The following is a 14,839-nucleotide window of genomic DNA, read 5'->3' as shown; positions in this document are numbered from 1 at the left end:
TTCGATGCCACTCAGCATAAAACGATTGATTCGACGCTCAAGCGCATTAAAACGGCCTAATCGTTCGCTTCTATCGAATGCTCATCGCAGCAATCCGCCACGGCTGCGTGCAAGGCCGCCGCTAGCGCCCGCGTGGCTGGCCCGGCGCGATCCCGGTCGCGAAAGATCAACTGCATCGGCGTTTCGCGACGCCCCCCGAGTGTCAGAGGCAAAGGGACAAGCGCTCCCATGCGTAATGCCTCACGAATGCGGGTCGTCGGCATCCAGGCGAACCCCAATCCGCGGCACAGCATATCCACCGACGTCACCAGGTGGCTCAATGTCCAGCGCTGCTCGGCTTTGAGCCACCCCGCATCCATCGACTGGCGCAGCGCCGAGTCACGCACCACCAATTGACGATGCTGCTCCAGGTCACGCAGGTCGACTTCACGTCCCAGATGCTGCAGGGGATGCTCGGGATGCGAGACCGCCAAGAACTCCACGTTGACCAAAGGCTCACCCAAAAAGCCTTGGGCGGCGATACCGGATACCACCAAGTCGGCACGCCCATCATAGAGCATCTCGACACCGCCGTTGAGCACGGTTTCATGCAGTTGAACACGAACATGAGGGTAGTGCCGCGAGACACTGTCCAGCGCATGCGCCAGGGCATCCGGCGGAAATAGCTGATCGACGGCGATCACCACCTCGGCTTCGAGCCCCTCGCCCAAACGCCCGGCGACATCTTCCAGAGCCTCGGCGCTTTCCAGCAACTGCCGGGCACGGCGTAGCAACATGGCGCCCGCCTCCGTCAATCGCACCTGTCGTCCCACGGGCTCAAGGACTTGGACACCCAGCTGCTCTTCGAGCTTGTGAACCGCGTGATTGAGCGTGGAGGGGCTCTTGTGCACGGCGTCGGCGGCACGCGCGAATCCGCCGTGATCGACCACGGCGGCGAGCATTCGCCATTGCGCTAACGTGACATTGACCATTCGATTATCCCGAAGGTTAGGAGCAAAAATATGCGATTAATTTTCGAAAAACACGAACTAAAATACCAGTCATTGTCATCAAGAGGATTCACCATGACACAGGCAACGCAGACTCACCGCCAGATCAAGCACATTCGCTCCAGCCACCCCAGCCAAGACGGCGATGGCGTCAAGATCAAGCGACTCCACGACTTCGAGGGCGGGCTCGATCCTTTTCTAATGCTCGACGAGTTGGGGTCCGATCAGCCCGATGACTATATCGGCGGCTTTCCCCCGCACCCACACCGAGGCATGCAGACGCTCACCTATGTCATTCACGGCGGGCTGACGCACGAGGATCATCTCGGCCACAGCAGCACCATCCATGCCGGCGATGCGCAATGGATGCACACCGGGCGCGGGATGATCCACTCCGAAATGCCACTGACCGACAGCCAAGGGCTCCACGCCTTTCAGTTGTGGATCAACCTGCCGGCACGCGACAAGCTGAGCACGGCCACTTATCGCGATGTACGTGCGCAGGAAATGCCACGCCTCGAAGGCCAAGGCGGCCACTTGATCGCTCTCGGCGGTCGCTGGCAAAACGCCACGGCCAGCATCGACGGCCCCCTCAATGCCTTGGCCGGCAATGCCGGCGTCGCCGATGTACACCTTGACTCGGGCACCTTGTCACTGACGCAGCTTGGGGATGAGACCGTGCTGGTATATGCCTATCTGGGTACGGTAAAGATTGGCAATCAAGCGGTAACGGCTGGTCATCTCGCAGTGCTCGAGGCGGGCGATGCACTAACCCTGGAAGCGGACGGCGAGGCTGGCGCTCTGCTCTTGCGAGGCACACCGCATCGCGAACCGATCGCCCATTACGGGCCTTTCGTGATGAATTCACGCAGCGAGCTGGAGGCCGCCATGCAAGCTTATCGAGATGGCAGCTTGACCGAGTAAAGTTGTGTAACTATTGTGCGCCACGTGGCGCCGGTAAAGGAGTACCCACATAGCCACGCATAATATGGCAAGCCGCTGACACCGGCTTGCCGTTGTTGCATGTATGGACTGTATACATGAACAGGATAGGCATTTCATTTAGCATGGGTTATCGTTTCGATGCCTTTTATCTATTTAATGTTCACGTATACGGCTTCTATTCATCATGTTGCGGATTCTTCATTCGCTGCCCCGCACTCATAAGTTAATCTTGTTACCGGTCGCCACCATGGTGACTGTGCTGGGCGCGCACAAAATCGTTACCGTCATCGACGACAATGGTGGCAACTCAGCCACCCACCAGATCACTCAAGACATCGGCGATTCTAATTCATCATCGCCCTCGCTGGCGGGCAATGCCCTCGACACCCTGGAGACTGTGACCACTCGCGATATTCCGCTGAGTGAGCTCAAGGCCCAGGAAATCGTCGATGTCGACTTCATCGACAAGGCGCACGCGGCAGACAATACCGTGTCTGATGCGCCGGCGTTTGATACCCAGTCCTCTCATCCCTACCTTGCTGCCGAGGCGCTTCATACGGCCATGCAGTTGCCAGGATTGCTCTCTGAAGACGAGCTCGACGATGACTCCTTAGGCGGAACATCCTACGAAGACTTTTCCATCGACCCGACGGAATTGCACGACGAGGACGGCCCCCCGGACCTTGAGCGTGAGATCGCCACACAGCAGGAATTCGTGCCTGAATGGGAAACCTATACGGTACAGAAAGGCGATACCTTCGCCGTGACGGCGGAGCGAACGTTAGGACTGGGGTACAGCGATGTCATGCATATTCTGGATAGCGTTCCCGACAAGAATGCTCTGACACGCTGGCGTGTCGGACGCACGTTCGATTACAAGCTCAGCCAAAACGGCGACCTGCTGGCGTTACGTGTGATGAAAAATGCACGTGAAGGCTATGTCATCGAACGCGACTCCCCCCAAGACGATTTCGACGTTGCCAACGTCATCAAGGCCACCGAACCGTCTCAACGCCTCTTCACCGGCACGGTCAACGGCAGCTTCACTCTGTCGGCTGAGTCCACCGGGCTCTCACGCTCTGAGGTCGCCCAGTTGACGAGCCTGCTCTCGAAGAAACTGGATTTTCGTCGCAACACGCGTGCCGGCGATCATTTTCAGGTGCTCGTCGAATCCGACATGCTGGAAGGTGAAAGCCTCGACTCACGGATTCTCGCCGCCCAGTATCAAGGCGAGCGCATGGACCTGACCGTGGTACGCAATAGCGCCGACGACCAGTTCTATACGCCCGACGGCCAGGGCCTCGACCCGGCCTTCGATCGCTATCCGTTCGATGGGCATTATCGCATCAGCTCACCGTTCAACCTGCGGCGTACGCATCCGATCACTGGGCGTATCAGCCCGCATCGGGGGACAGACTTCGCCATGCGCACCGGCACCGCCGTCGACTCGCCGGCGGCCGGACGTGTCGTGAAATCAGCCTATCAGGCCAACGGTGCCGGCAACTATTTGGTCATTCGCCACGACAACGGCTACAAGACGCGCTACATGCACCTCTCCAAGCGCTTCGTCAGCGAAGGCGACCGTGTCGAGATGGGCCAAGAGATCGCCTTGTCCGGTAACACCGGCGGCAGCACGGGCCCACACCTGCATTACGAGGTAATGGTCAATAACCGTTCCGTGGATGCCATGCGCGTCAAGCTACCCGAGAACCAGAGTCTGGAAGGCAAAAAGCTGGCCGCATTCCAGAAGGAGTCCAAGCCATTGCTCGCCAAGCTGGAAAGCGACAGCGATACGCCGGCCATCGCCAGCGTGCACCTCGACGAGAAATCGGGCGACGAAGGCTAGCCTAGCCGAGCCCCCTCACAAATCGCCCCACCATTACGGCGGGGCGATTTGCGTTTGGGCCTTCTTCAGTCAGCCTCGGCCTGAAAAACGGCCGCCACCCAGCAGTCGATCGCTGCCCATGGCGATGGCGCCACGACTTCCTTCCAGCGACCATTCGGCCGCATGCTCACCTTCACTTTTGTCATCGATGAGCGGATAGCTAAGGCCCAGATCATCGGCCGCTTCGCGGAAAAGATCCGGTCGCACGCAACGCGACAAGCAGCCCTCCAGCGCAGGGATGGCAACGTCCAAATGCTGCCAACGGCGCATCTGCTCGGCGTACCAACGTAGATGAGACCGCCAAGGAAAGTTCGCGGCATGACGGTGAAACACACTCATGCCATGCGGCGCCGGCGTACCCTCCACCGCCATGCTTTCCTCTACCACGGTGGGTGGCACGTCCAGGTAACCTTTTTCGCACATCAAGCGTGCCGCCTCGACACGCTGCGCCGGGGCATCCAGCCAGGCGCAAGCCTCGAGTAGCGCACGCAGCACCGCGCGGTGCGTCGCCGGATAGGCGTCGGCCCATGCCTCGCGTACCGCGAAGACTTTTTCCTGACCATGCTGCCAAATGGCGTGACTACCGATCAGCACGCGACCACTTTCACGACGAGCCGCGAGCGTATTCCAGGGTTCGCCGACACAATAGCCATCCAGCCAACCGGCCTCGAGTTGCTCCGCCACCAAGGGCGGGGGCACCACGCGCAACTCAAGATCCCGATCAGGGTCGACGCCGCCTTCCGCCAGCCAATAGCGCAACTGATAGTGGTGCGAAGAAAAGGGATACACGCTAGCGAAACGCAACGCCGACTCGCCAGCGGCTTGCCGTTGGCGCACTACTGCCGCCAGTGCGCGGGCGGAAATCGGTGCCTGCAACATGGCCTCAGGATCGGCGGCCTGCATGCTGGCATACAACGCATTGGACACGGTAATGGCATTACCGCCGAGGTTCAGCGTCAACGCCGACAGCATCGGCGTAGGGCGTCCATCGAGTCCCAATGTCGAGGCCAGCGGCATCAAGGGCAGCATCTGTGCACCATCGAGGAGCCCGAGCTGCATGCCATCGCGCAAGCCAGCCCATGACGACTCGACTTGCAGCGTCACATCCAGCCCATGCGCCGCGAAGAAGCCACGTTCTCGCGCCACCACCAGTGGCGCGGCATCGTTGAGCGGCAACATGCCCAGGGTCAGCGTATCGCGCTCGGGCGAGGGCCACTCGCCTCGTGGGGTTTGGGACTCGTTCATCATTGTCTCCTACGACTCGAAATCGTCACTGGTCAAGACGGCCTGAGCTACCTCGTGAATGGTCAAGCGACGATTCATGGCGTGCTTGCGTAGCCACTGATAGGCGGCGTCTTCGCTGAACGCGTGCGTTTCCATCAATTGGCTCTTGGCGCGTTCAATGGTGCGCCGCTGCGACAGCGTGGTCTGAGTCTTGGTCAACTCGCCCTTGAGGGCACGATGCGCGTCGAAGCTGGCAATCGCTACATTGACCATCGAACGCACCAGCGCCGGCTGTATGTCCTCGACCACGTAGGCACTTACACCTGCACTCGTCGCTTCGCGTGTTAAATCCGGCGTTTCTTCCTCGGCAAGCATAATCATCGGCTTAGGAAAGCGGCGCCCCAGCTGGCCCATGTGTTCCAGGGTATCGCGGCTGGGCAGCGCCGCATCGATGATCACCGCATCAGGCTTGACGCGCGTCATGACGGCGTAGAGATCGTCATGCTCGTTGGCACGTGTCACCACGTCGAACCCCGCCTCATGCAGTGCTTGCTCCAACGCCCGCGAGCGTTCCGGACGAGCATCCACGATCAGCACCTTCACGGTCATGCGCTTTCCTCTCCTGGGTGCTTGTCGACTTTCAATGCAGGTTACATGCCAGGCAATGCCCTGCGGCAGCCCATGCAACACGGGCTCTGCACATCAGCGGTGCACCATGGATGCATTAAAACGGTGCGATAGCGCCTCAAAGCGCACCAAAAGCATGCCAATGAGCCGCTTTGGGCCGATAAGCCTGGGCATTCATCATCGCTCTACTCCATTGGCATGCCTTTTGCTTTTTTTAAGGCAGCAAGACGTGGACCAGGCTCGCCAAGTGAGTACGAGTGCGTCGGACCCCAGGACCCGGCCCTTCATGACGAAGGTCGCCGACGTCGCGTTCGATCTCCGCTACTCCAACGCTAGAGGATGAGCCATGGACATCCGCAACAAGGCCAACAAGATACGGCTTTTCAGCCTCAAGACCCCGCAGATGCGCGCCTTCCACATGTCGTGGTTCGCATTCCACGTCTGCTTTTTCGGCTGGTTCGGCATCGCCCCCTTGATGGCCGTGGTGCGTGAAGACCTCGACCTAAGCAAAACCCAGATCGGCAATACCATCATCGCCTCGGTGGCCATTACCGTCTTGGTACGCCTGGTAATCGGGCTTCTCTGCGAAAAGATAGGCCCCCGCAAGGCTTACACTTGGTTGCTGTGCCTCGGTTCCCTGCCGGTGATGCTGATCGGCCTCGCCGATAACTTCGAAACCTTCCTGCTGGCGCGATTGGCCATCGGCGCGATCGGCGCCTCCTTTGTCATCACCCAGTACCACACCTCGGTGATGTTCGCGCCTAACGTGGTCGGCACCGCCAATGCCACGACCGCCGGCTGGGGCAATCTGGGCGGCGGCACCACACAGATCCTCATGCCCTTGGTCTTCGCCGGCATCATGATGCTCGGTGTCAACGAAGCGCTCGGCTGGCGTCTGGCCATGGTCGTGCCCGGCATCGTGCTATTCGCGACTGGCATCGCCTACTATTTCTTCACGCAGGACGCACCGAACGGTAATTTCGACACGCTGCGGGCGCGCGGAGAACTCCCCTATGCCGAGAAGGAGCACGGCATGGCGCAAAGTTTCGGCGCCGCCATGAAGGATATACGTGTCTGGGCACTGTTCATCGTCTATGCGGCATGCTTCGGTGTCGAACTGACCATCAACAACATCGCGGCCATTTATTTCTTCGACAACTTCGAACTCGACCTGGCCACCGCCGGGCTGATCGCCGGGCTATTTGGACTAATGAACCTGTTCGCCCGCACTCTCGGCGGTATCTTCTCCGATCTCTTCGCCCGCCACGGTGGACTCAAGGGACGCGTGCGTTGGCTGTTCATCGCCATGCTCTGTGAAGGTATCGCCCTGATGGGCTTCGCCCAGATGCAGACGCTGGCGCTCGCCATCGGCATCATGCTGGTCTTCAGCCTTTTCACTCAAATGGCCGAAGGTGCCACCTTCGGGGTCGTCCCCTTCATCAACAAGAAAGCCCTCGGTGCTGTCGCCGGCATCGTCGGCGCGGGCGGCAACGCTGGTGCGGTCGGCGCCGGTTTTCTGTTCCGCAGCGAATCACTTTCCTATCAGCAAGGCCTTTTCTTCCTCGGCGTCGCGGTGATGCTCGCCTCCTTCTGCGCCCTGCTCATCCGCTTCTCGCCGCAGGTGCTCGCCGAAGAAGACGCCGCCTATCGCGACGCCGCAGCAGGCACCGAAACACCCGTCGATGCCATCGCGGCGCGTTGAACCGCACCTGCTTACTGGCCAACGAAAAAAGCCACCGCCTTTGGGCGGTGGCTTTTGCATGTAGAGAACAGAGCATCACGATTGCCGCATCGCGCTCGCTCAGGTGCCCACTTTGTCGGTCACGGCGTCATCTTGGCTCACCGGCTTAGCGAGTACCTGGCTCGCCGCGTAGTAGATGACCGCCCCCAACGCCGAGCCGGTAAACCATCCATAGTCGTAAAACCATGTCCAGGTACCGGTCACGAGCGAGAACACCGTCAATAATACGGGAATAAAGAAGGCGATAAAGCCAGCCGGATTGTAGGCCGGATACGCGGCACCGTCTTTGTACAGGCTGGCGACGTCGAATTGCTGACGCTTAATCAGGAAGTAATCGACGACCATGATCCCGGCGATTGGCCCCAGCAGGCTCGAATACCCCAGCAACCAGTTGGAATACAGGCTCTCGAGGGTCACGTCGGAGACGATCACGCCAGCTTTCTGCAACAGGTCATACCCCATCAGCAATACCCCGACCAAGCCGGTCATCAGCGTACCGCGCGTCTGGTTGATCAGCTTGGGGGCGATGTTCTGAAAATCGTTAGTCGGGGATACGATATTACCGGCGGTATTGGTCGAGATCGTCGCGATGATGATCAGCACCATGGCGATGACCACCCAGAAGGGATTATCGATACGCCCGATCAAGTTCACCGGATCGGCAATCGTTTCCCCCACCAGCGACGCCGACGCCGCCGTCATGACGACGCCCAGCGAGGCAAAGAAGAACATGGTCAACGGCAGGCCGATGATCTGGCCGACGATCTGATCCTTCTGACTCTTGGCAAAACGGCTGAAGTCGGGAATGTTAAGCGACAACGTGGCCCAGAAACCCACCATGGCCGTCAGCCCGGCGAAGAAATAACCGTAGACTGGCGCACCTTCTGGACGCGACGGCGGCTGACTCAACAGTTCGGTCATCGACACGTGCGGCATGGCCCACACCATCAGCCCCACGGCAACGGCCAACAGCAGCGGCGCCGAAAGGGTCTCCAGCCACTTGATCGACTCGGCACCGCGGATCACCACATACAGATTCATGGCACCGAACAGGAAAAAGCCGATCACCTCGCCAAGCCCTTCCAAGGCACGCCAGGGTGGAAAGACCGCCGACAGCAATAGGTGAATCGCCAGCCCGCCGAACATCGTCTGAATGCCGAACCAGCCGCACCCAACCAGCGCCCTTATCAGGCAGGGAACGTTGGAGCCACGAATACCGAACGACGAGCGCAATACCACCGGAAACGGAATGCCGAACTTGGTGCCCGGGAAGGCATTCAGCGTCAGGGGCACCAGGATCACGATATTGGCGATCAGGATCGTGACCAATGCCTCGCTCACCGAGAGCCCGAAATAGGCCGTCAGGATGCCGCCCAGCGTGTAGGTCGGCACGCAAATCGACAGACCGACCCACAAGGCCGCGACGTTCCAGCGCGACCAAGTACGCTCCTCGAACCGTGTCGGGGCGATATCCTCATTGAAACGTGAACTTTCCCGAACGTCGTCGCCGACCTCGAGCTCGACAAGGTCGCCACGCTGCACTGAGCGTGAAGTGTTTGCCGTCATTGTTGTTGTCTCCTCTTGCGGCTGCCAACTCCCCGCATCGGGAAGCTATGCATTGTGTTGAATACTGACCGTCGCTTGCCATCTTCCCGCAAAAAGCATGCCCAATCTGGCGTTTTGAGGGAGAAGCCTTCTTGAAAGCAGCTCCCATCAACCTGCCCCATTCGTAACAAGTCATTGATTTCAATAAATCAATCAATCCTGCCCGCACCGTCAACTTTTCTCTCATACCGTCACTGTGCATATCCAACATTCCTTATCAGGCTGAGAAGCAAGCATCCTGACACTCTAGACAAGTTCCACAATGGTGCATAACAATGCCTTCCGACCTACTCTAGCGCCTTTATAAAAATCATAAATATATGTTTTTAAACAATAAATAAACCTATATCTTTAAACCAAAAATTGGTGCACGTCTTGCAGCCTTATAGGGAATTGTTTTTAAATTAATAGGTTACGCAAATTTAAATTAATCCCAAAAAATTCAAAAACAACTTGAAATAACGCCTTATGAGCGACTAAGTTTTTATTATCCTGACTCAAAAGACAGGTTTTATAAAAACCGAATCAATGCATAACGGTGTACGACAACCGTTAACAACAAGCACAACATGAGGATTCATTGATGCAAAAAGTGAAGATCGGCTTGATCCAGATGGCCTTGAAAGTCGAGACCGACATCGAGCCGGCCGCCATCCGCGATGCCATGAACGAAGCGCACTTGCCCTACATCGAGAAAGCCGCCGATGCCGGCGTTCAAGTACTGTGTTTTCAGGAAGTCTTCAACCAGCCCTACTTCTGCCCCAGCCAGGACAAGAAGTGGTACGCCGCCGCCGAGAAAGTTCCCGAAGGGCCGACCTGTCAGATGATGCAGAAACTTGCGGCCAAACATCACATGGTGATCATCGTGCCCATCTTCGAGGAAACTGCCCCCGGCATCTACTACAACACCGCAGCGGTGTTCGATGCCGACGGCAGCTATCTCGGCAAGTACCACAAGACACACATCCCGCAGCTCGCCGGCTTCTGGGAGAAGTATTTCTTCAAGCCGGGCAAATCGAACTGGCCGGTCTTCGATACCGCCTACGGCAAGGTCGGCGTCTACATCTGCTATGACCGTCACTTCCCCGAAGGCTGGCGCGCCCTGGCCCTCAACGGTGCCGAGATCATCTTCAACCCCTCGGCCACTGTCGCTGGTCTGTCGCAGTACCTGTGGGAGCTCGAACAACCCGCTTCGGCCGCCGCCAACGGCTGCTTCATCGCCGCTATCAATCGCGTCGGCACCGAAGCGCCATGGAACATCGGCGAATTCTACGGCAATTCCTACATCGCCAATCCGCGCGGGGAGATCGAAGCCAAGGCCAGCGCCAGCGAAGACGAGCTGCTGATCCACGAGGTCGACTTGGCAATGGTCCGCGAAATTCGCAATACCTGGCAGTTCTTCCGCGACCGCCGACCTGAAACCTACACGCGGCTCACGGATGGCGAATAAATAATCGGGCTGCCGGAACTGACTGCGCTCATCCCGGCGGACGACCCGGAGCACAACAAGGATACGAAGTACATTCGCATTTTCGTTCCGACAACAATTCCAAGAGGTTTGAAATCATGACCATCCTGATCCGTGGCGGCACCGTCGTCACCCATGACGACATCTACCGCGCTGATGTGCTCTGCGTAGATGGCAGGATTGCTGCTGTCGGCGTCGATCTCGAAGCGCCGGCCGACGCCGAGGTGATCGACGCCAGCGGCCAGTACGTGATGCCCGGTGGCATCGACCCGCACACCCACATGCAGTTGCCATTCATGGGCACGGTGGCCAGCGAGGACTTCTACACCGGCACCGCCGCTGGGCTCGCCGGCGGCACTACCACGATCATCGACTTCGTGATTCCCAACCCCGGCCAGCCGCTGATGGAGGCCTTCGAGACCTGGCGCGGCTGGGCCGAGAAAGCCGCCAGCGATTATGCCTTCCATGTCGCGGTAACCTGGTGGGACGACAGCGTGCATGAAGATATGGGCACCCTTGTGCGCGAGCATGGCGTCAACAGCTTCAAGCATTTCATGGCTTATAAGAACGCCATCATGGCTACCGATGACATCCTAGTGGCCAGCTTCACCCGCTGCCTGGAGCTTGGCGCAGTGCCCACCGTGCATGCCGAGAACGGCGAACTGGTCTACCACATGCAGCAGAAGCTGCTCGCTCAGGGCCTCACCGGCCCTGAAGCGCATCCGCTGTCGCGCCCGCCACAGGTCGAGGGCGAAGCCGCCAGCCGTGCCATCCGCATCGCCGGGACGCTGGGCACGCCAATCTACGTGGTCCACGTCTCGTGCCGCGACGCGCTCGACGAGATCACCTACGCCCGCCGCCAGGGCCAGCCGGTCTACGGCGAATGCCTCGCCGGGCACCTGATGATCGACGACAGCGTCTACCGCAACGCCGACTGGGCCAAGGCCGCCGCCCACGTCATGAGCCCCCCGTTTCGCAGCAAGGCGCATCAGGACGCGCTGTGGACCGGGCTACAGTCCGGCAACCTGCAGACCACTGCCACCGACCACTGCTGCTTCTGCGACGATCAGAAAGCGATGGGTAAAGACGACTTTACCAAGATCCCCAACGGCACCGCCGGGATCGAGGATCGCATGGCGGTGATCTGGGACGAAGGCGTCAACGGCGGGCGCATCTCGATGCAGGACTTCGTCGCCGTCACCTCCACCAACACCGCCAAGATCTTCAACATGTACCCGCGCAAGGGCGCGATCCAGGAAGGCGCCGACGCCGACCTGGTGGTCTGGGACCCCAGCGCCACGCGCACCATCTCCGCCAAGACCCACCATCAGAACGTCGATTTCAACATCTTCGAGGGCAAGACCGTGCGCGGCATCCCACGCCACACCATCAGCCAAGGCAAGTGGGTATGGCGAGATGGCCAAGAACTACACGCCGAGAAAGGCGCTGGTCGCTACATCGAGCGGCCCGCCTATCCCGGCGTCTATGACGTACTCAAGAAACGCGCCGAGCGCAACGCGGCCACCGCCGTCGAGCGCTGAGCCGCACCTTCGTCGCTGACCGAATTGCATAACAAGAAGCGGCCCGCCGATGCGCTCTACGCGAACGGCGGTGCCGAAGGAGAGCTACCGTGACCCACCCTCTCAACCACCTGCCTCGAACCGGCGATGGCACCCGTGATGGCACTACCGCGCTGGAGGCCAACTTCAGTGACTTGCATCCGCCACTGACCCAGCGCCAGGCATTCATCGAGAGCCAGCGTTGCCTGTACTGTTATGACGCTCCGTGTGTCGAGGCCTGCCCGTCGGATATCGACATTCCGCGCTTCATCCGCGAGATCGCCGAGGACAATATCAACGGCGCCGCCCAGACCATTCTCGAGGAGAACATCCTCGGCGGCAGTTGCGCCCGGGTCTGCCCCACCGAGATCCTCTGCGAACAGAGTTGCGTGCGCAATCACGACGCCGAGTGCCAGCCAGTGTTGATCGGCCTGCTGCAACGCCACGCCGTCGATCACATGCACTTCGACGGCCATCCGTTCGTGCGCGCCGCCGACACCGGCAAACACATTGCCATCGTCGGCGCTGGACCTGCCGGACTCTCTTGTGCCCACCGGCTGGCCACCTTCGGCCACCGGGTGACGGTCTTCGAGGCCGAGGCCAAGCCCGGCGGGCTCAACGAATACGGCATCGCCAAGTACAAACTGGTCGACGACTACGCCCAAAAGGAGGTCGACTTCTTGCTTGAAATCGGTGGCATCGAGATCCGACACGGCCAGCGCCTGGGCGACAATCTCGATCTCGAGACCTTGCAGCGCGAGTACGATTCAGTGTTTCTGGGCTTGGGCCTCGGCGCCAGCCGCCAGCTTGGCCTGACGGGAGAACACGCTACGGGCTTGATGCCCGCCACCGATTACATCAAGGAACTACGTCAGAGCGAGGACATTGGCGACCTGGCGCTGGCCAAGCGCTGCGTGGTGATCGGTGCCGGCAACACTGCCATCGACATGGCGGTGCAAATGGCTCGCCTGGGCGCCGACGCAGTCACCCTAGTCTATCGGCGCGGAGTCGAGTCGATGGCCGCCACCGGCCACGAGCAAGAAATCGCCAAGGCCAACGGCGTGCGCATCGTCACCTGGGCCCAGCCCGAACGGATTCTGCTCGACGACGCTGAACGCGTGGCCGGCATGCGCTTCGCGCGCACCGAGTCACAAGATGGCGCCCTCGCCGCCACCGGCGAAACCCTCGACATCCCCGCCGACGCGGTGTTCACGGCGATCGGCCAGGCCTTCGATGAGAATAGCCTGAGCGACGTGCGTGCCGGCCAGCTCGGCCAAGAAGCCGGCAAGATCGAGGTCGACGGTAACTTTCGCACTCGGCTTGCCGGCGTGTATGCCGGCGGCGACTGCATCGCGGCCGGTCAGGACCTGACCGTCCAGGCCGTGCAGCACGGCAAGCTGGTCGCTCAGGCCATCCACAACGAGATCATGGCCCAGCAGGAGGTGGCGTAATGAAGGCATCCGCGAAAAAGCCCGACGTCGATCTAAGCATCGAATTCGCCGGCATCCGCTCGCCCAACCCCTTTTGGCTGGCCTCCGCCCCGCCCACCGACAAGGCCTATAACGTCGAGCGCGCTTTCGAAGCCGGCTGGGGTGGCGTGGTCTGGAAGACCCTCGGTGAGGACCCGGCGGCAGTCAACGTATCGTCGCGCTATTCGGCGCACTTCGGCAAAAACCGCGAGGTGCTGGGCTTCAACAATATCGAGCTGATCACCGACCGCAGCCTGGAGATCAACCTGCGCGAGATCACCGAGGTCAAGAAGCGTTGGCCCGACCGTGCGCTGATCGTCTCGCTGATGGTGCCCTGCGTCGAGGAGAGCTGGAAGGCGATTCTGCCGCGGGTAGAGGCCACCGGCGCCGACGGCATCGAACTCAACCTGGGTTGCCCGCACGGCATGCCCGAACGCGGCATGGGCGCCGCAGTGGGCCAGAACCCCGATCTCATCGAGCAGGTCACGCGCTGGTGCAAGCAGTATTACTCCAAGCCAGTGATCGTGAAGCTCACGCCCAATATCACCGACATTCGCGTTGCTGCTCAGGCCGCACTGCGCGGTGGCGCCGACGCGGTCTCGCTGATTAACACCATCAACTCGATCACCTCGATCGATCTCGACAACATGGTCGCCAAGCCCACCGTGGGCAACCAGAGCACTCACGGCGGCTACTGCGGAGCGGCGGTCAAGCCCATTGCCATGAACATGGTCGCCGAGATCGCCCGTGACCCGGAAACCCAGGGCCTGCCGATCTGCGGTATCGGCGGCATCTCCAACTGGCGTGACGCCGCAGAATTCGCCGCACTCGGCGCCGGCGCGGTGCAGGTGTGCACCGCTGCCATGCTCCACGGCTTTCGCATCGTCGAGGAAATGCAGGACGGCCTGGCGCGCTGGATGGCAGAGAAGGGCTATCGCAGTCTCGCTGAGTTTTCCGGCAAGGCAGTGACCAATACCACCGACTGGAAGTATCTGGACATGAACTTCCAGACCATCGCGCACATCGACCAGGACACGTGCATCCAGTGCGGACGCTGCTACATCGCCTGCGAGGACACCTCGCACCAATCGATTGCCAAGTTGATCGACGCCGCCGGTGCGCGGCGTTATGAAGTCATCGAAGAGGAATGCGTGGGCTGCAATCTGTGCCAGATCACCTGCCCGGTCGAGGACTGCATCAGCATGGTGCCGCAGCCAAGCGAAAAACCCTACATGAGTTGGAACGAAGACCCGCGCAACCCGTTTCGTGAATCCGCCTGAACGCGTTCCTGTCCATTCGAGCGGCGCCTCTGGCAGCAATGCTGGGG

General features: G+C 60.0%; 11 protein-coding genes. 7 read left to right on the top strand and 4 right to left on the bottom strand.

The annotated features are described in order from the left end of the window. Positions 1-56: 56 nt before the first annotated feature. Positions 57-971, bottom strand: a complete 915-nt coding sequence (locus L1071_RS03245; protein WP_246968658.1) for a LysR family transcriptional regulator — start codon at positions 969-971, stop codon at positions 57-59. Between the two features lie 93 nt (positions 972-1,064). Between L1071_RS03245 and L1071_RS03240 the strand changes: the two genes are divergently transcribed. After that, a complete protein-coding gene (locus L1071_RS03240) occupies positions 1,065-1,913 on the top strand; it encodes a pirin family protein (RefSeq protein ID WP_246968656.1) in 849 nt (282 codons plus the stop codon). A 268-nt stretch (positions 1,914-2,181) separates the two neighbouring features. Continuing rightward, complete coding sequence (locus L1071_RS03235; RefSeq protein WP_343315219.1) at positions 2,182-3,780, top strand: peptidoglycan DD-metalloendopeptidase family protein; 1,599 nt, start codon at positions 2,182-2,184, stop codon at positions 3,778-3,780. Between the two features lie 69 nt (positions 3,781-3,849). Here L1071_RS03235 and L1071_RS03230 read toward each other — a convergent pair whose 3' ends face one another. Both L1071_RS03230 and L1071_RS03225 read right to left on the bottom strand, forming a co-directional pair. Further along, complete coding sequence (locus tag L1071_RS03230) at positions 3,850-5,064, bottom strand: CmpA/NrtA family ABC transporter substrate-binding protein (RefSeq protein ID WP_246968652.1); 1,215 nt, start codon at positions 5,062-5,064, stop codon at positions 3,850-3,852. 9 nt (positions 5,065-5,073) lie between these two features. Continuing rightward, the gene (locus L1071_RS03225; protein WP_246968650.1) at positions 5,074-5,652 is read right to left on the bottom strand and encodes an ANTAR domain-containing response regulator; all 579 of its coding nucleotides are present in this window, start codon (positions 5,650-5,652) and stop codon (positions 5,074-5,076) included. A 364-nt stretch (positions 5,653-6,016) separates the two neighbouring features. Between L1071_RS03225 and L1071_RS03220 the strand changes: the two genes are divergently transcribed. Next, positions 6,017-7,372, top strand: coding sequence for an MFS transporter (locus tag L1071_RS03220; RefSeq protein ID WP_246968646.1), 1,356 nt, complete (start codon positions 6,017-6,019; stop codon positions 7,370-7,372). 99 nt (positions 7,373-7,471) lie between these two features. Here L1071_RS03220 and L1071_RS03215 read toward each other — a convergent pair whose 3' ends face one another. Then, positions 7,472-8,977 carry an NCS1 family nucleobase:cation symporter-1 gene (locus tag L1071_RS03215; RefSeq protein WP_246968643.1) on the bottom strand — a complete coding sequence of 502 codons (1,506 nt, stop codon included), beginning with the start codon at positions 8,975-8,977 and terminating at the stop codon, positions 7,472-7,474. Between the two features lie 622 nt (positions 8,978-9,599). Between L1071_RS03215 and L1071_RS03210 the strand changes: the two genes are divergently transcribed. From L1071_RS03210 to preA, 4 genes are all read left to right on the top strand, one after another. Beyond that, the gene (locus tag L1071_RS03210; RefSeq protein WP_246968640.1) at positions 9,600-10,466 is read left to right on the top strand and encodes a nitrilase-related carbon-nitrogen hydrolase; all 867 of its coding nucleotides are present in this window, start codon (positions 9,600-9,602) and stop codon (positions 10,464-10,466) included. Between the two features lie 116 nt (positions 10,467-10,582). Beyond that, complete coding sequence (gene hydA / locus L1071_RS03205; protein ID WP_246968637.1) at positions 10,583-12,025, top strand: dihydropyrimidinase; 1,443 nt, start codon at positions 10,583-10,585, stop codon at positions 12,023-12,025. Positions 12,026-12,114: 89 nt separating this feature from the next. After that, positions 12,115-13,494, top strand: coding sequence for an NAD(P)-dependent oxidoreductase (locus L1071_RS03195; protein WP_343315216.1), 1,380 nt, complete (start codon positions 12,115-12,117; stop codon positions 13,492-13,494). Beyond that, positions 13,494-14,792, top strand: a complete 1,299-nt coding sequence (preA, locus tag L1071_RS03190; protein ID WP_246968634.1) for an NAD-dependent dihydropyrimidine dehydrogenase subunit PreA — start codon at positions 13,494-13,496, stop codon at positions 14,790-14,792. Before L1071_RS03195 ends, preA begins: the two co-directional genes overlap by 1 nt. The last annotated feature ends 47 nt before the right edge of the window (positions 14,793-14,839 follow it).

The organism is Chromohalobacter sarecensis (genome assembly GCF_023061135.1).
Lineage (GTDB): Bacteria > Pseudomonadota > Gammaproteobacteria > Pseudomonadales > Halomonadaceae > Chromohalobacter > Chromohalobacter sarecensis.
Note: the sequence above shows the minus strand (reverse complement) of the source record. Positions and strands in the feature narration are given on the sequence as shown.

Coding starts and splice junctions, on each gene's coding strand:
- L1071_RS03235 (WP_343315219.1), top strand. CDS start 2,182: ATGGTGACTGTGCTGGGCGCGCACAAAATCGTTACCGTCATCGACGAC.
- L1071_RS03240 (WP_246968656.1), top strand. CDS start 1,065: ATGACACAGGCAACGCAGACTCACCGCCAGATCAAGCACATTCGCTCC.
- L1071_RS03215 (WP_246968643.1), bottom strand. CDS start 8,977: ATGACGGCAAACACTTCACGCTCAGTGCAGCGTGGCGACCTTGTCGAG.
- L1071_RS03220 (WP_246968646.1), top strand. CDS start 6,017: ATGGACATCCGCAACAAGGCCAACAAGATACGGCTTTTCAGCCTCAAG.
- L1071_RS03230 (WP_246968652.1), bottom strand. CDS start 5,064: ATGAACGAGTCCCAAACCCCACGAGGCGAGTGGCCCTCGCCCGAGCGC.
- L1071_RS03210 (WP_246968640.1), top strand. CDS start 9,600: ATGCAAAAAGTGAAGATCGGCTTGATCCAGATGGCCTTGAAAGTCGAG.
- preA (WP_246968634.1), top strand. CDS start 13,494: ATGAAGGCATCCGCGAAAAAGCCCGACGTCGATCTAAGCATCGAATTC.
- L1071_RS03245 (WP_246968658.1), bottom strand. CDS start 971: ATGGTCAATGTCACGTTAGCGCAATGGCGAATGCTCGCCGCCGTGGTC.
- L1071_RS03225 (WP_246968650.1), bottom strand. CDS start 5,652: ATGACCGTGAAGGTGCTGATCGTGGATGCTCGTCCGGAACGCTCGCGG.
- hydA (WP_246968637.1), top strand. CDS start 10,583: ATGACCATCCTGATCCGTGGCGGCACCGTCGTCACCCATGACGACATC.